Raw genomic sequence first — 20291 nt, forward strand, 5'->3', positions numbered from 1 at the left:
GCGTCAACGGACCCGAACTCAGGCGAACTCGGCGGGAGGATCGGGCGGTCCGTCAGCTGGTTCGGTATCCGACCAGGTTGAGGGCGTAAACGCCGTGCGTGTCGGCGACTTCCTGTGCCGAGAGTGCTCCATCGATCCGGAACCACAGCGCGATTCCCGCGCACATGGTCAGGACCGCGGTGACTGCTTGGTGAACGTGGGGAACTTCGAATACGCCCTGGGCAACGCCCGCTTCGGCGATCGACACGAACAAGTGCTCCTGTGCGTCGCGAGAGCCGACGACGCGTTTGCGATCGACCTCTTCGAGATAGCGCAGTTCGGTGTTCGCAACGACGCAGGCTCGCTGGTTGCGGGCGGTGTAGAGGGCGTGGGCGGTGACAGCCGCGCGCCACTGGTCGGCCGGCTCGGGGCCGGCTTTTCGCAGTGCGTTACGGGTGGCGGTGAACTGTTCGTCGCTGGCGGCCCTCAGGATCTCGACCAGCAGTTCGGCTTTGTTCTCGAAGTGGTTGTAGACGTTGGCGGCGCTGCAGCCGGCGTGCGTTGCGATGTTTCGCATGGTCGCGCCGTGGAAGCCTGCCGCATAGAACTCGTCGAGCGCGGTCTCCAGGATGCGCTCACGGACGCCCTCGTGTGCCGCGGTGCGTGTCCTGGTCAGGGCGTTCGCGCCCGATCGAGTGTTCATGTCTCGGAGGGTAGAGCGGTGCGCCCGCGCTGATCAAGGGCAGTCGTGTGGGTCTTGACCAACTCGGGCCACGGGTCTTATGGTCTGCCTCACATGAACGCACGTTAACCAACGGGCGTCGGTATCTGCCCCATCCCATGCTCATACCCCTCACGAGGAGGCTTACCCCATGAGCACTTCCGAAGACCGACTCGAAGACCGGATCCGCAGACTGGAGGACATCGAGGCTATTCGGCAGCTCGATGCTCGGTACTGCCGGCACCTGGACGACGGCAATTGGGACGAGTTGATGGACCTGTTCACCGAGGATGGCGAGTTCGACGGACTGTCGCACCCCAAGGGTCGCTCCGAGATGCGCGAGTTCTTCGCCGGTCTGGCCGCGGGCGGTCTCACGTCGTTCTGGCACTTCATCACCAACATGGAAGTCGAGTTGGACGGAGACCGCGCAACTGTGCGATCTTTCCTCTGGCAGCCGTGCGTCACTGACGGCGCTCCGTCGATCGCGGCCGGCCGCTACGAGGACCAGGTGGTTCGTATCGACGGCCGCTGGGTTTACCGCGTCAAGCAGGTGCGCTTCCACTTCTTCGGCCCGCTCGTCGAAGGTTGGGACGAGAACCTCTTCGCGCTCGACACCGCCCGGCGCGCGGCGGTCAACCCGTGAGCGCGCCTGTCCACGGCGACCGTCCGGGGGCGCCCGCGTCCGTGCGGTGGTCGGACATACTCAGCGTCGCCGAGTTCGTCGAACTGCGCCGTCGCCGGAGTGTGGTGACGAACAGTCTCGGTGCTGCGGCGATCGTGATGCTCGCAGTCTTCTTGCTGGGGTTCGCATTCCTCCCCGACCTGCTCGGGAGTAGTACGATCGCGGGCGTTCCGCTGTCGCTGTGGCTCATGTTCTCCCAGTTCGCCGGCACCTGGGTGCTGGTCTACCTGTACTTCCGCCTCACCCGGACCTACATCCAGCCTGCGGCTGACGCTGCACTCGCGGCCATCGACCCGTACCGACAGGAGCGTTCGGCATGACTGGCGAACCCGACTTCCTCGCCATCGCCATCTGCGCGGCGGTGATCTCGCTGACCCTGTGGGTCACCTTCGCGGCCTCACGTCGCAGTCGTAGCGCAGACGGCTTCTTCGCCGCCGGCCGCTCGATCACCGGGTGGCAGAACGGATTTGCCATCGCCGGCGAATTCATCTCGGCGGGGAGCTTCCTCGGAACCACCGGCCTGATCTTCTACAAGGGTGTCGACGGCACGGTGATCCTGTGTGCATCGGTGGTGTCGTTCCTTCCGGTGCTGTTTCTGCTCGCCGAGAAGATGCGCAACGTCGGCAAGTACACGCTCGCGGACGTGCTGGTGTTCCGCACACAGGCACGGCGGGTCCGCGTGGTCGTCGCGTTCAGCACCATCGCGACCGGCATGTTCGTGTTGCTCGCGCAGCTCGTGGCAGCCGGAGTGCTGCTCGAGTCCGTGTCGGGGATCCCGTTCTGGCTGTCGGTGATCGTCGCTGGAAGCCTCATGGGCATATACGTTTTCGTTGGAGGTATGCTCGCCACCACATGGGTGCAGGTGATCAAGTCCTCGATCCTCTCGGTGCTGGCGCTGATCGTCGGCCTGGGCATCCTGTCGAAGTTCGGCTTCAGCTTCCCGAAGGTGCTGTCGAATGCCACCGAGCACGCTGTTGCCGGTGACGCGGTCCTGTCACCCGGGCTGATCTTCGCGTCGGGTGGCGCCGTCAACCTCATCTCGTACGGCCTCACCTTCGCGCTCGGCACAGCCGGTATGGCGCACATCCTCATTCGATTCTTCACCGTGCCCGAGGCGGCGACGGCTCGGCGCTCGCTGGGCTGGACCGTCGCACTGTGCAGTGGCTTCTACCTCGTCGTGGTGCTGATGGGGTTCGGTGCCGCCGCCGTGCTCGGTGACGGTGGTGCCGAACGTGTCGGCGCAGGAGGCAATCTCGCCGCACCGGTCCTGGTGACCGAGCTCGGAGGAGGCGTCGGAACGGTCGGCGGCTCCATTGCATTGGCCTTGGTCTCCGCCGTGGCATTCGCCAGCATCGTGGCTGTCGTCGCAGGCGTGGTCATCTCGGCTGCCGGTACCTTCGCGCGCGACGTGTGGCCGACGCTGACCCGCCGCGATCGCGGGAACACTACGGATGTCGTCGCCGATACTGCTGCCGGCGACGCACGGGATGCGAAGGTCGCCAGATTCGGCGCGGTCGGCTTCAGTGTCATCGCGATCCTGCTGACTATGGCGATCGGCGACACCACCAACATCACGTACTTCATGGGCATGGCGTTCATGGTCGCGGGGAGTGCGCACCTGCCGAGCCTGCTGCTGAGCTTGAACTGGCGCAGGTTCAACAGCACCGGCGCGGTGTGGGGCATTGTCGTCGGACTGGTGTCGACGATCGTGAGCCTCATGTTCACCGAGGCCCTGTGGATGGGCAGTGGTCCGGCGCCGCTGCACATCCAGCTTCCGGTGATCATCACACTGCCGCTCGGCCTGGTGGCCTGTGTCGTCGGCTCGTTTCTGGGGGAGCGGCGGGTCGAGTCGCGCGAAGATGCCGACGAGAAGTTTGCGGAGATGTTGGTCCGCGCGGAAACCGGAATCGGCGCCGAGGTGGCGGCGTCGCACTGAGTTGAGTTGGAGGGTCCCTTCATGCGCGCGCAGCGCGTGAAGGGACCCTCCAACTCGTTGGGGGCCTTCATCGGGGCGGTGTGCGGGTCTAGGATTGGGATTGGTACACGTGAGGTAGCCTCCCTGGGCGCCGCGTGATCCGGCGGTCACCGCATTCCTGAAACAGTATGCGTACCGCGAAATCCATTACCCGAGTGCCTGATCGGCGCGGGTGTGTTCACGACTTGCGTGACGCGTCGACGGTCGCCTCCAGTTGAGGATGTGAGATCCATGGCCAAGACGCTCAGTATGAGCGATTCCGTTGTCATCGACCGACCGATCGCGGATGTGTTCAGCTACCTCTCCGATCCGGACAAGGCCACCGAATGGTCGAGCGACGTCGTCGATTACCGGATGGTCTCCGGTGCTCCCGACGAGGTGGGTTCGGTCGCGTCGACCACTCTCAAGGTTGCCGGCGTGAAGGTCGAGGCGACGGAGGAGATCACCGCGTACGAGGAGAACAAGCGGATCGGGTTCGAGTCGCGCGACTCGCGCGTCGAGTACACCCGCGAGCTCGACTTCGACGGGGACGGTGACGGGGCGACGCGGGTGACGTTCAAGGTGGACGCCAAGCCCAGTCCGGGACTGTTCAAGTTCGCCGACTCGGTCGCGATGAAGCTGTACGCCCGCGACGTGCACGGCAATCTGGAGAACGCCAAGACGATTCTCGAGACCCCGAACGGCTGAAGGGTCCCTTCACGCGCCGACAGCGCACGAAGGGACCCTTCAGCTTTCGACAGCAGGCTCAGCGGACGGTGAACTCCGCGGATGTGCCGGTGAAGGGGGATACCGCGCCGTCCGGGGCCTTGCGGTCGCCGAAGTGCTGGATCCGGTACGTGCCCGACGGAGTTCCGGTCGGGACGTCCCAGGTGATGCGCGCGATCGATGCGCCCAGTCCTTCGCGGCGCCACCGGTACTTGGTGGCCCAGTCGCCGTCGTCGGCGTGCCGCACCCAGCGGCCGCCGTCGCGGCGCTGCACCTCGAAATACGTTCCGCGGCGGTGCAGGTCGTTCTTGGGATGTCCGGTGACGAACTCGACGGCCACCTGATCGCCCACCCCGGCGCCTCCGGCGGGCTGGACGACCACGTCGCCGAACGCGCGTCCGGGCAGTGGCTCGTCGACCGGGAAGTCCTGCCCGAAGCCGGGCTGGAAACCGGACAGGTCGCGCGGTGCCGGGCCGCGGGGGACCTGGGCACCGGTCTTCATCGCCGCGGCCAACTTCGCGAACCCCTGCTGGTAGGCGGGCAGGGTGTTGCGGCCGAACAGCGTCGAACCACCCTCGTACTGCTGGGCGTCGTACTCCTCGGGCGTCGTGCAGTAGCTCGAGTACGCGTTGGCGTAGCCCTGGAAGATGACGTTCTCCAAAGGGACTCCGAGTTCCTCGGCGACGGTGCGGCGAATCCGCAGGCCCGAGACGATGGTGAACTCGGCCGGTCCGCCGACCACGTAGATGTCGCCGATCCGGATGATCTGGATCTTGAGCACGTGCGGCACCCAGCCGTCCGGAGGCAGCAGGCCGACGGGCACCAGCACCAGCTTGGGGGCCTGCGCGTCGGCGAGCCACTGCGGGGTGGGGGTGTCGATGCCGCCGAGGGCGTCGATCAGCGGGTTGCGGGTGCCCTCGGTGAAGATCTCGATCGCGGGGCCGTCCTCGGTGCTACCCGCGGCCATCGCGGCGCCCACGCACGCGGGTGCGGTGCGGCGCGGCTGCCCGTCGGACGTGTACTTGCCGTCCACCAGCTGGTCGGCCATGTCCAGGTAGATGATTCGGCTGTCGACGGTGGTCGACGCCAGCGGTGACGCCGCCTTGAACGCCGTCCGGGCCGCGGTCACCTGACGTTCGCCGATGAGCCGCGCGTTCTCGAACTCGTCGGCGGTGGGGCCGTGTCCGGGCTCGAGGTCGAGATTGGGGGACATGTCGCCGGTGTTGGTCTGCGGGAAGCAGGCGACGAACCCGGGCGCACCGTCGAGGTAGCGCACGCCGGCGACGTCGTGCTCCCAGAAGTACGCGGCCGCACCCTTGTTGTCGCCCGAGATCAGGTGGTTCTTGTTGGTGAGCGATGCGCCATGCGTGGGGAACCAGCCGATGCCGCCGACGTTGTCGCCGCCCTGGCTGATCTTGAGCACCCGCATCGAGGTGTCGATTCCGAGCGGGTAGTAGTCCTTGTCGCGCTGCGGGTTCCGATCGAATGCTGCACGCGAACGATTCACGCTCGCGTCCTTCAGCTCGCTGCGTCCGTAGGAGACGACACCCGCGGCGAGGTTGTCGTGCGCGGCGACGATCGCCTCGACCATGCCGTCGACCTCGGCGCCGAACACCTGCGGCTGGAAGCCGAGAGTCGCGAGGCTGTACGCGTAGTCCTGCGACGCACCGCCACATGCCGCGTGCGAGTGCACGGCCGTGAGCATCACGTTCTTTTCGGTGTAGAGGCCACCGAACTTCGCGGCCAGCCGGGCCAGGACCGCGTCGTGCACGGCCTGGAACACCATGCAGGTATCGGCGCATGCGTAGACGACGCGGTTGTCGTCGGCATCGGCGAAGATGTACGCGCGGACCCGGGTCCGCTGATGCAGACCCTCCGCGCGCTGCTCGAAGCTCGAGTAGCCCATCATGCCGTTCTCGGCGACAGGGCCCGTCATGTCGGACAGGCCGACGCCCACCCGGAATCCCTGGCTGTCGGCGGCGCGACGCGCGGGTGCGGCGGTGGTTCTGGGCAGAGCGTGTGCGGTGGCACCGGCAACTGCTGCGAGCGCCGGTGCGGCGGCGGCTCCGGCCAGCACGGTGCGTCGACTGATCGTCACGACGAAGTCCTTTGCGCGAGGTCGAGAATCATTACTTGATCAAACGTCCAAGTCTTCAAGCACACACCAGTAGGTCTCGTTTCGCAAGGGTTCTTCCGTCGAGTGTCGTCCCGGTTCAGACCTTCGCCGCGTCCCCGAAGGTCATCTGCAGGTCGGGGATCGTGGTGGTCATCAAGGCTCGCCGCGGCAGGCCGAGGGACCGGAGTTCGGTGGCGATCGGGTGGTTACCCAGACGCAGTTCGGCGCCACCGAGCCGCGACCGGACGCCGCTTGGATTCATGTCCCAGGCCGTGTGCCGGGTGACGCCGTCGATGTGCGAGTACGCCTCGAGTGAGGTGTTGGCGCCGCCGCCGGGTGTCGGGATGCCCTGCTTGACGGTGAGTTCGGCGATGAGCCGGCCGTCCTGGCTGACCTTGCCACGGCGGACGTCACTGGTGTGGTCGGCCTCGAAGTCGGCCAGGATCTTGGGGAATCCCCAGATCCCACGGCCCGCGGCCAGGGTGAACTCGCCGTCGACGGGCAGTTGGTGAATGAGGGCGCCGGCCTGCCCCGTGGCCAGTGCCCGCAGGTCGCCGGGCACCGACGACCGTCCTCGGCCGCGGTGGTTGCGGACCATGAACGTGACGCCGAATTCGTTGTACGGGCCGAGGTCTCCGTCCACGTAGTCGACGAACACCAGGCCACACAGGCCGCGCCCGGGGCGGAACTGCAGGATCTCGAGCCCGGTGTAGTCGATGAGCGCCTGGGCGGCCGCGGTCGGGACCGAGTACATCGCCATGAACGCGGTGGCGGCGCGGATCTCGACGGGCATGTCGACCTGTCGGCCGAGCACCTCATGCGCACTCACTCCGACACCACCCCGCGCAGTCCGTCGGCGCCGTAGACCTGTTCGAGCATCGACGTGAAGTCGGGTCCGCGGCGCAGCATCTGGCCGCCGTCGACGTTGATCACCTGCCCGGTGATCCACGTGGACTCCGGACCGAGCAGGAACTTGGCGAGCCCGGCGATGTCGTCCACTTCGCCGACTCGCGCGAGGGGAGTGCACGCCATGTAGTCGTCGAGGATCGGTCCGCCGTCGGTGATCATCGCGACCAGATCGGTCCGGGTCAGTCCCGGACGGATGCCGTTGACGCGAACCCCGCTGGCGCCCAGTTCGTCCGCGGCGAGCTGGACGAGATGATCGACGCCGGACTTGGAGACGCCGTAGGCGCCGAACCAGCGGTGCGTGTTGCTGGCGGCGATCGACGAGATCGCGACGATCGCGCCGCCGCCGGCCGCGACGAGCGCGCGGGCCCCGTGCTTGATGGTGAGCATCGTGCCGGTGACGTTGAGGTCGACGGTGCGGCGCCACGCGTCGGCGTCGAGCTGCGTGATGGGTGCGATGGTCTCGTTGCCGCCGGCGCACGCGACGACGCCGTCCAGTCGCCCGGTGGTCTCCATCGCGCGGGCCACGGCACGGGCGACGTCGGCCTCGTCGGTGACGTCCGCCGCGACGGTGGAGATCGACCCGCCCGACGCGAACACACCGGTCGCGGCGATCTTCTCGGCCGCGGTCGACAGCTTGTCCGCGCTGCGGCCGCAGATCGTGACGTGGGCACCCTCGGCGACGAGAGCCTGCGCGATGCCCAGGCCGATGCCGCTGCCACCTCCTGTGACCAGGATCGATCGTCCGGTGAAGGTCCCGGATACGCCGTCCGAACTCATCACGTCTCCCCTCGTGTGTCCGATACCCCGCCGATAGTAGGAACAAGTTCTACTATCGGGGCAGGTTTGGGTGATTGTCGAGGCCTTCCAGTTTGTCCGTACGGACCGAGGAGCACCGGATGACGATCGTGAACAACGTGAAGGACACGGATCTGCTCGACGGGCGTTTCTACGCCGGCGAACTGGGTGACCCCCGCGCGGCGTACGCGTGGATGCGGGCGCATCAACCGGTGTTCCGGGACCGGAACGGGATGGCGGCCGCGACGACGTATGCGGCGCTGATCGCCGCCGAGCGCGATCCGGGCCTGTTCTCCAACGCGGGCGGGATCCGCCCCGAGACCGGCCCGTTGCCGCAGATGATCGACATGGACGACCCCGCACACCTGCAGCGTCGGCGGCTCGTGAACACCGGCTTCACCCGCAAGAAGGTGGAGGCGAAGATCGGGCGGATCCGTGAGATCTGCGATCAGTTGATCGACGCGGTGTGCGAGAAGGGGGAGTGCGACTTCGTCGCCGACCTCGCGGCGCCGCTGCCGATGGCGGTCATCGGCGACATGCTCGGGGTTCGGCCCGAGGAGCGCGAGACGTTCCTGCACTGGTCCGACGATCTGGTGAAGGCATTGGGCAGCAACGCGACCGAGGAGCAGCTGAAGGCGATGATGGACGCGTACGTCGCGTTCAACGAGTTCACGTTCCGCACCATCGCGGAGCGGCGGGAGAACCCCGCCGACGACCTGATCAGCATCCTCGTGCACGCCGAGATCGACGGCCGGCGACTCGACGACCAGGAGATCGTGAACGAGTCGCTGCTGATCCTCATCGGCGGTGACGAGACCACCCGGCATGTCCTCAGCGGCGGTATGGAACAGCTGATGCGGCACGAGGATCAGCGCGACCGACTGGTGGCCGATCCGTCGGGCATTCCGCTGGCGATCGAGGAGATGCTGCGCTGGGTGTCGCCGATCAAGAACATGGCCCGAACGCTCACCCGCGACACCACGTTCCTCGGAACCGACCTGAAGAAGGGTGAGAAGATGCTGCTGCTCTTCGAGTCCGCCAACTTCGACGGGGCCGTGTTCGACGACCCGGACCGCTTCGACATCGGACGCTCCCCGAACCCGCACGTGGCCTTCGGCTTCGGTACCCACTTCTGCCTCGGCAACCAGTTGGCCCGGCTCGAGGGGAACATGATGTTCGAGCGACTCCTGGCCCGGCTGCCCGACATGGCCCTGGCGACGAGCGAGCCACTGTCGCGGCGGCCGGCGAACTTCGTGTCAGGGCTCGAGGCGATTCCGGTGAAATTTACTGCAGCGCAGCATAGTTGAGGTCGTTGCGGGTCATCCCGGTTCGCCGTTGAAACGGGCCTCCATCGTCGGGGACAGCGGGATCCGGTGCACGATCCGCTCGGTGAGCGGCAGCGCACGGATCGCGGTGATCGCGTCCCACTTGAACGCGCCGCACTCGCCGGTCGGCAGACCCGGTGCCCGCAGGCCGAGTCCGTTCTCGTTGACGAGCCAGACGATCGGTGGCGTCGGCTGATCGATACGGCAGGGTTGTTCGTCGGGCGGTTCGGAGGGGAGCCGGTAGCCGGCGATTATCGCCGTCATGTCGCCCCCGCGACGCTCCTCGACCCACGAGACGGTGTGGTCGTCGGCGACGGTGGCATCCCCGTCGTCTCCGCACGTGACGACGCGGACCGGGGCGAAGTCGTCCGGGATCGGCATCGGGTCGGGCACGGGCGGCGCGGTCTGGGGCAGACCCGAGAATCCGAGGAGATTGCCGGCCAGACAGGTCGGTTCCACCAGGTCGGGCACGGTCGTCGGCGTGGTCGGTTGCGGCGCCGCGGTGGTGGCGTTGTCGCCCGACGATCCACAACCGGCCAGTAGTACGACCGCAGTCATCCCCACGAAAATCCTTGAAGCCCCCATATCGGGCAGCCTACGTTCACGATTTCCCTCCCGATCGAAACCGACTGTTTGTCCGCCAGTCGGTGAGCAGTCGGAAAGACTAAGCGCAGCTCGGGGCGGGTGCGTCCTCGGACAGCGGACTGCCGACCGGGTTCACGTACAGCACGTGCAGGACCATCGGCGTCGGGCCGAGATTGCGGCCCATGTGGACGTATCCGTGCCCGCTCGGCTCGACGATGGTTCCGCCGGCGTTGTAGATGCCGTCGGTGGTGCAGTCCGACTTGTAGTGCGTGAGCGTGCCCTCCGTGACGAGGCCGTACAGCATGCCGTCGTGGAAGTGCCAGCCCGTGGTGCCGCCGGGTGCGATCGTGATCCGGCGCAGGATGTAGTCCTGCCCGCCGACCGTGGCCTGGGCCAGGATCTCGCCGGTGACGCCCTCGCTGGGGGTCGCGGCGGCGGTTGCCGGTGCCAGGCCGAGTACGAGGGCGGCGGAGGTGGCGGCCAGTGCAATTCGGTACCGACGGCGCATCGCTGTTCCTTCCCGAACCTGCGGAGGTGCGAGAACATCGTGCGCGCCGGTCGGCCTCGACCGTGGGGTTTTCGCCTACGCGGGTGCCCCGAGATTCATCTCGTCCGGATGGAAGCCGACGCGCACGCCGTCGTCGAGGGTGGCGATGTCGGCGAGGTCCCGGTCGGTGAGCTCGAAGTCGAGGACGTCGAAGTTCTGGGCGATCCGGTTGTCGTGCACGGACTTCGGAATGACGATCAGTCCGTTCTGCAGGTGCCAGCGGATGAGGACCTGCGCGGCCGATTTGCCGTGGCGTTCGCCGATACGGGTGATGACCGGGTCGTCGAGCAGGGTGTTGGGCTTGGACGCGTTGCCCCAGCCGGAGTTGCTGGTGCCGCCGAGCGGGCTCCACGACTCCACCGCGATGCCGTGCAGGGCCGAGAAGTCCCGGATCGCGTGCTGCGGCAGATGCGGGTGCAACTCCACCTGGTCGACGGCCGGCAGCAGGCCGCCGCGGTCGACGAGTTCCTGCAGGTGGTGCGGTTCGAAGTTGCACACGCCGACGGCCCTCGCGCGGCCCGATTCGGCGATCTTCTCCATCGCGTCCCACGTGCGCAGGCGGGTGTTCCGGTCGCGCAGCGGCCAGTGGACGAGGTACAGGTCGACGTAGTCGACGCCCAGGCGCGCGAGGCTCGCGTCGAATGCGTCGAGGGCCGGTTGGTACCCCTGGTCGGAGTTCCACAGCTTGGTGGTGACGAAGATGTCCTCGCGGGGGACCGACGCGTTCGCGATGGCGCGTCCGACGCCCTCCTCGTTGCCGTACGCGGCGGCGGTGTCGATGTGGCGGTATCCGGCGTCGTCCAAGGCGAAGCGGACGGCGTGCTCGGTCTCGTCGTTGGTCGCTTGCCACACACCGAGGCCGAGCTGGGGGATGACTGTTCCGGAATTCAGGGTGATCTCTGGAGTGGTCATGGATCCAGGCTAGGAGTTCCGGCTCAGCCCTGCTGGGAACCGGCCTCCCACATGTGGGAGAGCAGCTTGAAGCTCGGGGTGTCGTCGAGCGAGGTGATCGACTCGTAGATGCGGTCGTACGACGTCTCGACGATCCGCCAGCGGCCGTCGTCGTCGCGCCGGTACCGGTCGGTGTAGTAGCCGGCGCCGCGGATGACGCTCTTGGCGTCCGGGACGATGACGGTGTCCTCGAACGCCCACGAGCCGGACGCCCGCGACCCGTCGACGGTGAGCTCGGGGTGGTTCGCGACGTGGACGGTGGTGACCGCCGGACCGAGCGAGTCCCGCATGAAGCCGGCGAGCGTGTCGCGGCCCTCGAACACCAGCGGATCGCGCAGCGCATGCGTCCCGTACCGGGCGACGACGTCGTCCGCCAGGGTGTCCGCGAACTCGTCCCACCGCTTCAGATCCAACGTCCGGAAGTAGCGGTACTTGAGCTGCCGGAGGTCTTCGAGGGCGGCGAGTTCTTCGAGGGAACGGATGCTCACGCGCGGAGCATGGCACGTCGCATCGGCCGGCCGCAGGCGATTCGCGTCAGGATTCGCAGCAATCCGGGCGCGAGGCAGCCGGTGTGGGACAACATGTGTCGCCCCGCCACGCCTCGACGCCCTCACGCACCGCGACGACGGCGATGACGAGCGCTGCGACGGGGTCCGCCCAGGTCCAACCGACGAGGCTGTTGAGCAGCAGCCCCACCAGCAGGACTGCGGACAGGTAGGTGCACAGCAGCGTCTGCTTGGAATCCGCCACCGCGGACAGCGACCCCAGCTCCCGGCCGGCCCGGCGCTGGGCCCACGACAGCACCGGCATGATCGCCAGGCTCGCCGCGGCCAGCGCGATGCCTACCGTCGAATGCTGTGGCTCGCCCACACCGAGCAGCGAGCGGACGGCGTCGACGGTGACGTACGCGGCGAGACCGAAGAACGAGAACGCGATGATCCGCAACGCCACCTTCTCCCGTGCCTCCGGGAAGCGTCCCGAGAACTGCCAGGCCACCGCGGCGGCCGACGACACCTCGATCACCGAGTCCAGTCCGAAGCCGAACAGCGCCACCGACGACACCCGGGCGCCCTCGGTGAGCGCGACGGCCGCCTCGATCACGTTGTAGGTGATGGTGGCCGCGACGAGGAACCGGATGCGGCGCGCGAGGACCGCCCGTCGATCGGACGAGACCGCGACGCCGGGCGCCATCAGCAGCAACCCTCGCTCGCGGCGGCCGGGCAGCATGCCGGGTCGACGGCGAGTACGAGGCCGATGAGGTCGCCGAGCGCGTGCCCGATCCGCGGGTCCGCGAGCTCGTACCGGCTGCGCCGGCCCTCGGGTACCGCGACGACCAGTCCGCAACCGCGTAGGCAGGCAAGGTGATTCGACACCAGCTGGCGGGAGACCCCGATGGTGTCGGCGAGATCGGACGGGTAGCCGGGGCTCGACCGCAGGCTCAGCAGGATCTGTGCGCGCGTGGGGTCGGACAACGCGTAGCCGAACCGGGCCAGCGCGTCACGGTGGACGAGGGTCTCCATGGCCCAACAGTACATCCGATTCTGTATTCAGAAAAGGGTGTACAGAGGCGCGGTCGGACGTGGGCGGCCACCACCGTGGGGATGCTGGGATCATTCACAGGTGACGCGAATCAGACTGGTGGCATCCGACCTCGACGGGACCCTCCTGCGGTCCGACCGGACGGTCTCGCCGCGCACGGCGCGCGCGATGACCGCTGCACGCGACGCCGGTATCGAGGTGGTGTGGGCGACGGCCCGCGCCCGCCACTCGGTGGACACACTGGCCCGCTCGTGCGGGTTCCGCGGCGAGGCGATCTGCGCCAACGGGGCGGTCACCCTCGACCTGGCGGACGGCACCCCCGAGATCACCGGCACCGTCTCGATCGAGGTCACCGAGGCACTCGCCGCGATGGACCGCGTCCGCACCCTCGTACCGGGCGTGGTGTTCGCGAACGTCGGGCCGACGACGTTCGTCGCCGAACCCGAGTACGCCGCGCTCTGCGACTACGCCGACCACCACCGCACGCTGGACGAGATGATCCTCGAGGAGCAGTTGCCGCGGATGGGGGAGCCGATGGTCAAGATCGTCGCCCGGCATCCGGAGGTCCCCAGCCACGAGCTGTACCGGCTCGCCGTCGCGGCCGGCGTCGACGGCGTGGAGCTGACGCATTCGGGGGCGCCGTACGTGGAGATGGCCGCGTCCGGGGTGTCCAAGGCCAGCGCCCTCGCCCGGCTCTGCGCGGCGAGAGGCATTGCGGCCGATGAGGTTGCGGTGATCGGCGACGCGGTCAACGATGTGCCGATGCTGCTGTGGGCCGGCACCGCGCTGTGCCCGGAGAATGCGTTGCCGGAGGTGCGTGCGCTGGCCGACCGGGTGCTGCCGAGCAACGACGACGACGGCGTCGCGCAGTATCTCGAGGAGATCGGGGGCTGAACCGGCTTCGCCCGGCCAGGGGTGCCTCTGGCCCGAATCGTTGTCGTCGGCAATGATGCAATCCGTCGGAGAAGCGAGACGAAGGGTGCGGCTGAATGCTCAAACAGGAGCGCGCGGTGATCACGCGGAAGCAGATCATCCAGGGTGCCGCCGAGATGTTCGACCGCGTGGGATACGAACGAGCCAGTCTCGCCGAGATCGTCGCCCTGTCCGGAATCACCAAAGGGGCGCTGTATTTCCATTTCAGGTCGAAGGACGACCTCGCCGGTGTCGTCATCGAGGAACAGCACGCCATCTCGATGAACGCGGTCGTGGCCATCGGTGGTACCGGTGCTCCCGCGCTCGAGCAACTGGTCATGCTCTGCTACGAGATGGGCCGGTCGATCGTCGAGGATCCCGTGGTGCGAGCGGGGATCCGCCTCACGTTGGAGATGAGCGCCGTCGGTGGGCCCCAGCGGCCCTACCTCGACTGGATCGACAGCTGTGAGCGGCTCGCGCGGGACGCCGTCGCGCAGGGCGACGTGGTCGACACGGTCGTTCCCGCCCAACTCGGACGCTTCATCGTCTCGGCTTTCACCGGCGTGCAGATCGTTTCGAATGTGCTGACTGCCCGGACGGATCTCTACGACTGCATCGACCAGATGCTCACGCTGCTGCTTCCCGGGATCGTTCCGCCGGATCGACGGAGCGGGATCGACCGCACCCTGGCGGCCCGCTGGACACCGGCTGCGGACTGAGACGAGCGGTCCGAATGACGCCGAGGGCCGGCCCGGAAATTCCGGGCCGGCCCTCGGCTGATGGGGGACGGAATCAGGCCGGCAGGCCCGCCAGCGACTCCATGCCCTTGATGTATTCCTCCGGCTGGCCGAACAGCTGCGAGCTGCCGTGGGCGCGCTTGAAGAACAGGTGCGCGTCGTGCTCCCACGTGATCGCGATGCCGCCGTGCAGCTGGATCGAATCGCCGGTGACGATGTTGAACGCCTCCGAGCAGTACGCCTTCGCGACCGCGGCGTCGGCGGCGGCCGAGGGCAGGCCCTCGCTCAGCGAGTACACCGCCGCGTACGACGCGGACCGGGCCGTCTCGACCTGGAAGTACAGCTCGGCCATGCGGTGCTTGAGGGCCTGGAAGCTGCCGATCGCGCGACCGAACTGCACGCGGTCCTTGCTGTAGTCCACCGTCATCTGCAGGCAGCGCGCGGCGGCGCCGACCTGCTCGGCGGACAGCGCGACGATCGCGATGGTGCGGACGCGCTCGAGCGCGTCCGTCGCATCGTCGGCGGTGAGCCGGACCGCCGCGGCGGAGGTGAACTCCACCAACGACATCGGCCGGGTCAGGTCCATCGTCGGCAGCTCGCGGCGGGCGACGCCCTCGGCGGACGGGTCCACCTCGAACAGCGCGATCGCGCCGTCGACCGCAGCGGCGACGATGAGCACGTCGGCGTGCGCGCCGTCGAGCACGTAGTGCGCGGTGCCCGAGACGGTGTAGCCGTCGGCGTCGCTGCCGGATGCGGTGCACGCGACCTCGTCGCTGCGCCAGTGGCCCTCGGGGCCCACCCAGCACAGTGCCGCGATCGACGAGCCCTCGGCGATGCCGGGCAGCAGGCGCTCGCACGCTTCCGTGTTGCCGGTCGCCAGGATCGCCTGCGCGGCCAGGACTGCGGAACCGAACATCGGTGACGGCGTCAGCGCGGCGCCGAGCTCCTCGAGCACCAGGTGCTGCTCGACGAGCGTGGCACCGAAGCCGCCGAACTCCTCCGGGATCGCCAGCGCCGCGACACCGACCTGCTGGCACAGCACGTCCCACAGGCCACGGTCGTAGCTCTCGCCCGACTCGAGCGTCTTGCGCAGCGCGGCCGCGTCGGCGCGCTTGGCCAGCAGTTGGGCAACCGTCTTGCGGAGTTCGATCTGCTCCTCCGTGAACACTCCGACCCCACTCACAGCGCGCTCGCAATCCGTGCGCGGTGTGCCGAGGCGGTGCCCCACGCGGACTGCAGAGCCCGCACCTTGGTCAACCAGAGCGACAGGTCGCACTCGAGGGTGTAACCGATCGCGCCGTGGACCTGCAGCGCCTTGCGCGACGCCACGTACGCGGCGTTCGCGGCGGCGACCTTGGCGGCCGACACGTCGCGGGCGATGGTGTCGGAACCTTCGGCGATGGAGATCGCCGCGCCGTACACGAGCGGGGTGGCCATCTCGACGGCCACGAGGGCGTCGGACATGTGGTGCTTGACGGCCTGGAAGCTGCCGATGACGCGCCCGAACTGCGAACGGTTCTTGGCGTACTCGGTGGCCGTCTCGATCATCGCGTGGCCGGCACCGATCAGCTGCGCCGACGCCGCCAGCACCGCGAGGTCGTAGGCCTTCTCCGCGGCGGCGGCGACGTCCGCGCCCTGCGCGACCGTCTCGACCGACTCGACCTCGAACAGGCGGCGGGCCGGGTCGACCGACTCGAGCTGCGTGGTCGGGCGGACCAGCTCGAGGGTGTCGCCCGAGACCCGCAGCACCGGCTCGGCGACATCGGCGTCGAGGGCACGCGGGGTGGACGGCTCGAGCACCAGCGACGCGAGGGTGCCCTCGGCGATGCCGGGCAGGAAGCGCTTGGCCAGCTGCTGGTCGTTCAGCGCCGACAGCAGCGCGGGGACGGCGGCGGCGGTCTCGAGGATCGGGCCGGGAACCGCGGCGCGACCGAGCTCGATGAACGCGACGGCCAGGTCGGCCGGGTGCGCGCCGATGCCGTCGAACTCCTCGGGCACGGCGAGCGCGGTCACGCCGGTCTCGGCGAGCTGCTGCAGCAGCGCGAGGCCCGAGGCGGTGTCGTTCTCACCCCACGACCGGACGACGGCCGGGGTGTTGGCGTTGGCGAGCAGGCCGCGGAGGCTTTCCGCGAAATCGCGCTGCTCGGTGGACAGAGAGAATTTCATCGATCCGCCTTCGGGAGTCCGAGCATCCGCTCGGCAACGATGTTGCGCTGAATTTCGTTGGTGCCGGCGTAGATCGGGCCGGACAGCGAGAACAGGTAGCCGTCCTGCCACGTGCCGGCGAGCTCGCCGTCGGCGCCCAGCAGGTCGAGGGCCGTCTCGTGGATGCGGACGTCGAGCTCGGACCAGAAGATCTTGTTGATCGAGCCCTCGACGCCGAGGGGGACGCCCTCCAGCATGCGGGTGACGGTGCCCCACGTGTGCAGGCGGTACGCCTCGGCACCGATCCACGCGTCGACGACGCGGTCACGGGCAGCGGTGTCGGTCTCGTCCGCGTTCGACTTCCACACCTCGATCAGGCGGTTGACCGCGGAGATGAAGCGGCCCGGGCTGCGCAGCGACAGGCCACGCTCGTTGGACGCGGTGCTCATCGCGACGCGCCAGCCGTTGTTGACCTCACCGACGACGTCGGTGTCCGGGACGAAGACGTCCTCGAAGAAGATCTCCGCGAAGCCCGGCTCGCCGTCGAGCTGCGGGATGGCGCGCACGGTGACGCCGTCCTGGTTCAGCGGGAACATGAAGTACGTCAGGCCCTTGTGACGCTGCGCCTCCGGGTCGGTGCGGAACATGCCGAAGCCCCAGTCCGCGTACACGGCGCGCGAGCTCCAGGTCTTCTGGCCGTTGAGGATCCAGCCGCCCTCGGTGCGGCGGGCCGTCGAACGGATGCCCGCCAGGTCGCTGCCGGCCTCCGGCTCCGACCAGGCCTGGGCCCAGATGTCGTCGGCGCGGGACATGCGCGGCATGATGCGCGCGAGCTGCTCCTCGGTGCCGTGCTCGAAGAGCGTCGGCGCGAACAGGAAGATGCCGTTCTGGCTGACGCGGCCGGGGGCACCGGCCTTGTAGTACTCCTCTTCGAAGAGGACCCACTCGATCATCGATGCGTCGCGGCCGCCGAACTCCTCCGGCCACGCGACCGTCGACAGGCGGGCGTCGGCGAGCTTGTGCTCCCACTCGCGGTGGGCCTCGAAACCCTCCGCTGTGTCCATCGACGGCAGCGGCTGCGCCGGGACGTTGGCAGCGAGCCATTCGCGCACTTCCAGCTGGAAGGCGCGGGCCTTCTCATCCAGTTCGAGATCCACTATTTCGCCTTCGCTTTCATACTGTTGACGTCCATTCCACCCAGCGAGTCCCTGCCCACCTCGGCATTGTGTGCGTGGGCAAAGTGGTGCAGGCCGAACACCGAATCCATACCGGCGCGCTGACCCATGAGATCCTCGCACTGGTTGACAGCCTTCTTGGTGAGCGCCAGCCCGAACCGTGGCATCTCCGCGATCCGTGCGGCCAGCGCGAGCGTCTCGGTCTGGAGGTCGGCGCGCGGCACCACCCGATTGACCATGCCCACCTCGTACGCACGCTGCGCGGAGAAGCGATCGCCCGTGAAGAGGATCTCCTTCGCGAACCGCGATCCCAGCACCCACGGGTGTGCGAAGTACTCGACACCCGGAACGCCCATGCGGACGACGGGATCCGAGAAGTACGCGTCCTCCGAGGCGACGATCAGGTCGCAACACCACGCGAGCATGAGGCCACCGGCGATGCAGGCGCCGTGGATCTGCGCGATCATCGGCTTCGGGATCTCCCGCCACCGACGGCACATGCCCAGGTAAACCTCGGTCTCACGGGCGAAACGCTGGTCGCCGCCGGCCTTGCCGAGGTGGTCCCACCACAGCGCGGCCTTGTTCTCGTAGTGCACATGGTGGTCGCGGCCGGGCGTGCCGATGTCGTGGCCGGCACTGAAGTGCTCGCCGTTGCCGGCCAGCACGATCACCTTCACGTCGTCGTCCTCGACCGCCCGCTCGAAGGCGGCGTCGAGGGCGTACGTCATCACCGAGTTCTGCGCGTTGCGGTAGACGGGGCGGTTCAGCGTCACGAACGCGACGTGGTCCCGCACCTCGTAGGTGACGACTTCCCCCTCGTCGGGAACATCGCCCCGATCGGAAACACTGCGGGGGACGGTCATGCCTTGCCCTCCCGCAGATCGTTCTTGAGCACCTTGCCCGACGGGTTGCGCGGCAGTGAACCGACGATCTTCACCTCACGCGGAATCTTGAAGTTCGCCAGACGCTCCTTGCAGAACGCGATGACGTCCTCCGCGGTCACGTCGGCGCCGGCCTTCGGCACGATGTACGCACGGCCGACCTCGCCGGCCCGCTCGTCCGGGATGCCGATGACGGCGGCCTCGACGATGGATTCCATTCGTGCGAGGGCGTTCTCGATCTCCGCGGGGTAGACGTTGAACCCGTTCGAGATGTACATGTCCTTGAGACGGTCGGTGATGTCGAGGTAGCCGCGCTCGTCGAGCACGCCCACGTCGCCGGTGTGCAGCCAGCCGTCGGCGTCGATCGTCTTCTTCGTCGACTCCGGGTCGTCGAGGTAGCCGAGCATGACGTTCTCGCCGCGCACCAGGATCTCCCCGTGCTCGCCGATCTTGACCTCCATGCCGGGGATCGCCCGTCCGGACGAGGTGGCGACCGTGACCGGGTCGTCGTCGGTGCGGCACATCGTCACCACGACCGCTTCGGTCTGGCCGTAGGCGGTGATGACGGCGTCGTAGCCGAGTTCGGCCTGCATCCGCTCCACCAGCACGACGGGGATCGCGGCCGCGCCGGTGATCGCGACGCGCAGGCTCGACAGGTCGTAGTCGGCGCGGGTCGGGAAGTCGAGGATCGTCTGGTGGATGGTCGGGGCGCCCGGCAGCACGCTGATCTTCTCGTTCGCGATGGTCGCCATGATCGTGGGCACGTCGAAGACCGCCGCGGGGACCATCGTGGCGCCGCGCAGGATGCACACCATGAGTCCGGCCTTGTAGCCGAACGTGTGGAAGAACGGGTTGATGACCAGGTAGCGGTCGTTGCTGTCGACCTCGGCGCAATCGGCCCACGCGTCGGCGATGCCGACCGTCTGGCGGTGCGCGGTCATCACGCCCTTGCTCTTACCGGTGGTGCCGGACGTGAACAGAATGTCGGCGACGTCGTCGGGGGAGACGGCGCGGGCGCGAGCGTCGGCCTCCTCCACGGAAACCGGCTCGGCCGCGGCGGCGAGCTGATCCCACTCGAGGACCTCGCCGCCCGGGAACTCGGTGGTCGGGGCGCCGGCCGCGGGATCGTCCGACGGCGTGCGCACCACGAGCTGCAGCGTCGGGATGCCCTGGGGTCCAGCCGCCTTCAGGACGTCCGCGAGGCGATCGTTCTTGAGGAAGCGGTCCGGCACGACCAGGACCTTCGCCCGGGTCCGCTCGAGTAGGTCGAGTGCCTCGTGGCCGGTGTAGCGAGTGCTGATCGGCACCAGCGTCGCGCCGGCGTACTGCGCGGCGAGAAACGCCTCGATCCAGTGGTGGGTGTTGGGCGCCCAGACCGCAACGCGGTCGCCTGCTTCGACGCCCTTGGCCATCAGTGCGCGGGCCGCGAGGCGCACGCGCTCCAGCAGCTCGGTGTAAGTGGTGCGGTCGGATCCGTCCGCAACAGCCTCGTTCGATCCGAATTGTTCAACGGCGCGCCACAGCGCGGCCGGGGTCGTCCGGGGCTCGGTGGTCACATTCGTGCTCACAATCTCTCCTAAGGCGAGGCGGAACCTCTATACAAAGCAAGTGC

The 20291-nt window shown here is 68.1% G+C and carries 22 protein-coding genes; 7 read left to right on the plus strand and 15 right to left on the minus strand.

Annotated features, from left to right (window positions below; all coding sequences use genetic code 11):
* Positions 1-52: 52 nt before the first annotated feature.
* A complete protein-coding gene (locus HUN07_RS04070; RefSeq protein WP_174908074.1) occupies positions 53-682 on the minus strand; it encodes a TetR/AcrR family transcriptional regulator in 630 nt (209 codons plus the stop codon).
* 169 nt (positions 683-851) lie between these two features.
* On the opposite strand from HUN07_RS04070, the gene HUN07_RS04075 reads away from it, so the two are divergent.
* The 4 genes from HUN07_RS04075 to HUN07_RS04090 all read left to right on the plus strand — a co-directional run bounded on the left by HUN07_RS04075 (position 852) and on the right by HUN07_RS04090 (position 4044).
* The gene (locus HUN07_RS04075) at positions 852-1343 is read left to right on the plus strand and encodes a nuclear transport factor 2 family protein (protein ID WP_174908076.1); all 492 of its coding nucleotides are present in this window, start codon (positions 852-854) and stop codon (positions 1341-1343) included.
* Positions 1340-1702, plus strand: a complete 363-nt coding sequence (locus tag HUN07_RS04080) for a DUF485 domain-containing protein (protein WP_254622792.1) — start codon at positions 1340-1342, stop codon at positions 1700-1702. The genes HUN07_RS04075 and HUN07_RS04080 overlap by 4 nt, the downstream gene beginning before the upstream one ends.
* Positions 1699-3318 carry a solute symporter family protein gene (locus tag HUN07_RS04085; RefSeq protein ID WP_174908077.1) on the plus strand — a complete coding sequence of 540 codons (1620 nt, stop codon included), beginning with the start codon at positions 1699-1701 and terminating at the stop codon, positions 3316-3318. Before HUN07_RS04080 ends, HUN07_RS04085 begins: the two co-directional genes overlap by 4 nt.
* Before the next feature lie 288 nt (positions 3319-3606).
* A complete protein-coding gene (locus tag HUN07_RS04090) occupies positions 3607-4044 on the plus strand; it encodes an SRPBCC family protein (RefSeq protein WP_254622793.1) in 438 nt (145 codons plus the stop codon).
* 58 nt (positions 4045-4102) lie between these two features.
* Here HUN07_RS04090 and HUN07_RS04095 read toward each other — a convergent pair whose 3' ends face one another.
* The 3 genes from HUN07_RS04095 to HUN07_RS04105 all read right to left on the minus strand — a co-directional run bounded on the left by HUN07_RS04095 (position 4103) and on the right by HUN07_RS04105 (position 7864).
* Positions 4103-6160 (minus strand): neutral/alkaline ceramidase, encoded by a 2058-nt coding sequence (locus HUN07_RS04095; RefSeq protein ID WP_174908079.1) that lies wholly within the window; start codon positions 6158-6160, stop codon positions 4103-4105.
* 115 nt (positions 6161-6275) lie between these two features.
* Positions 6276-7007 (minus strand): acetoacetate decarboxylase family protein, encoded by a 732-nt coding sequence (locus tag HUN07_RS04100; RefSeq protein WP_174908081.1) that lies wholly within the window; start codon positions 7005-7007, stop codon positions 6276-6278.
* On the minus strand, positions 7004-7864 hold the full coding sequence (locus HUN07_RS04105) for an SDR family oxidoreductase (protein WP_174908083.1): 861 nt from the start codon (positions 7862-7864) through the stop codon (positions 7004-7006). Before HUN07_RS04105 ends, HUN07_RS04100 begins: the two co-directional genes overlap by 4 nt.
* 119 nt (positions 7865-7983) lie before the next feature.
* Here HUN07_RS04105 and HUN07_RS04110 point away from each other — a divergent pair, with 119 nt between their 5' ends.
* The gene (locus tag HUN07_RS04110) at positions 7984-9189 is read left to right on the plus strand and encodes a cytochrome P450 (RefSeq protein ID WP_174908085.1); all 1206 of its coding nucleotides are present in this window, start codon (positions 7984-7986) and stop codon (positions 9187-9189) included.
* 12 nt (positions 9190-9201) lie between these two features.
* Here HUN07_RS04110 and HUN07_RS04115 read toward each other — a convergent pair whose 3' ends face one another.
* The 6 genes from HUN07_RS04115 to HUN07_RS04140 all read right to left on the minus strand — a co-directional run bounded on the left by HUN07_RS04115 (position 9202) and on the right by HUN07_RS04140 (position 12810).
* Positions 9202-9765, minus strand: coding sequence for a hypothetical protein (locus HUN07_RS04115; RefSeq protein WP_254622794.1), 564 nt, complete (start codon positions 9763-9765; stop codon positions 9202-9204).
* Between the two features lie 106 nt (positions 9766-9871).
* Positions 9872-10300, minus strand: a complete 429-nt coding sequence (locus tag HUN07_RS04120) for a cupin domain-containing protein (RefSeq protein ID WP_114723632.1) — start codon at positions 10298-10300, stop codon at positions 9872-9874.
* A gap of 75 nt (positions 10301-10375) precedes the next feature.
* The gene (locus HUN07_RS04125) at positions 10376-11251 is read right to left on the minus strand and encodes an aldo/keto reductase (RefSeq protein ID WP_174908089.1); all 876 of its coding nucleotides are present in this window, start codon (positions 11249-11251) and stop codon (positions 10376-10378) included.
* A 23-nt stretch (positions 11252-11274) separates the two neighbouring features.
* The gene (locus tag HUN07_RS04130; RefSeq protein ID WP_254622795.1) at positions 11275-11778 is read right to left on the minus strand and encodes a nuclear transport factor 2 family protein; all 504 of its coding nucleotides are present in this window, start codon (positions 11776-11778) and stop codon (positions 11275-11277) included.
* 46 nt (positions 11779-11824) lie between these two features.
* Positions 11825-12517, minus strand: coding sequence for a cation transporter (locus tag HUN07_RS04135; protein ID WP_174908090.1), 693 nt, complete (start codon positions 12515-12517; stop codon positions 11825-11827).
* Positions 12481-12810 carry an ArsR/SmtB family transcription factor gene (locus tag HUN07_RS04140; protein ID WP_114723629.1) on the minus strand — a complete coding sequence of 110 codons (330 nt, stop codon included), beginning with the start codon at positions 12808-12810 and terminating at the stop codon, positions 12481-12483. Before HUN07_RS04140 ends, HUN07_RS04135 begins: the two co-directional genes overlap by 37 nt.
* A gap of 100 nt (positions 12811-12910) precedes the next feature.
* Between HUN07_RS04140 and HUN07_RS04145 the strand changes: the two genes are divergently transcribed.
* Together HUN07_RS04145 and HUN07_RS04150 are read left to right on the plus strand one after the other, a co-directional pair.
* Positions 12911-13723: an HAD-IIB family hydrolase gene (locus HUN07_RS04145; RefSeq protein WP_114723628.1), complete on the plus strand. Its 813-nt coding sequence runs from the start codon at positions 12911-12913 to the stop codon at positions 13721-13723.
* A gap of 95 nt (positions 13724-13818) precedes the next feature.
* Positions 13819-14460 (plus strand): ScbR family autoregulator-binding transcription factor, encoded by a 642-nt coding sequence (locus HUN07_RS04150; RefSeq protein WP_174908092.1) that lies wholly within the window; start codon positions 13819-13821, stop codon positions 14458-14460.
* Between the two features lie 73 nt (positions 14461-14533).
* On the opposite strand, the gene HUN07_RS04155 is transcribed toward HUN07_RS04150, so the two are convergent.
* Genes HUN07_RS04155 through HUN07_RS04175 form a run of 5 tightly spaced genes read right to left on the minus strand, consistent with a single transcriptional unit; the run spans position 14534 to position 20235 of the window.
* Positions 14534-15661, minus strand: coding sequence for an acyl-CoA dehydrogenase family protein (locus tag HUN07_RS04155; protein WP_254622796.1), 1128 nt, complete (start codon positions 15659-15661; stop codon positions 14534-14536).
* On the minus strand, positions 15658-16644 hold the full coding sequence (locus HUN07_RS04160; RefSeq protein ID WP_174908093.1) for an acyl-CoA dehydrogenase family protein: 987 nt from the start codon (positions 16642-16644) through the stop codon (positions 15658-15660). Before HUN07_RS04160 ends, HUN07_RS04155 begins: the two co-directional genes overlap by 4 nt.
* Positions 16641-17780 carry an acyl-CoA dehydrogenase family protein gene (locus tag HUN07_RS04165; RefSeq protein ID WP_174908095.1) on the minus strand — a complete coding sequence of 380 codons (1140 nt, stop codon included), beginning with the start codon at positions 17778-17780 and terminating at the stop codon, positions 16641-16643. The genes HUN07_RS04160 and HUN07_RS04165 overlap by 4 nt, the downstream gene beginning before the upstream one ends.
* The gene (locus tag HUN07_RS04170; protein ID WP_174908097.1) at positions 17780-18661 is read right to left on the minus strand and encodes an enoyl-CoA hydratase; all 882 of its coding nucleotides are present in this window, start codon (positions 18659-18661) and stop codon (positions 17780-17782) included. Before HUN07_RS04170 ends, HUN07_RS04165 begins: the two co-directional genes overlap by 1 nt.
* Positions 18658-20235, minus strand: coding sequence for a FadD3 family acyl-CoA ligase (locus tag HUN07_RS04175; protein WP_174914433.1), 1578 nt, complete (start codon positions 20233-20235; stop codon positions 18658-18660). The genes HUN07_RS04170 and HUN07_RS04175 overlap by 4 nt, the downstream gene beginning before the upstream one ends.
* Between the last annotated feature and the right edge of the window lie 56 nt (positions 20236-20291).

It is taken from the genome of Rhodococcus sp. W8901 (genome assembly GCF_013348805.1).
Taxonomy (GTDB): Bacteria; Actinomycetota; Actinomycetes; order Mycobacteriales; family Mycobacteriaceae; genus Prescottella.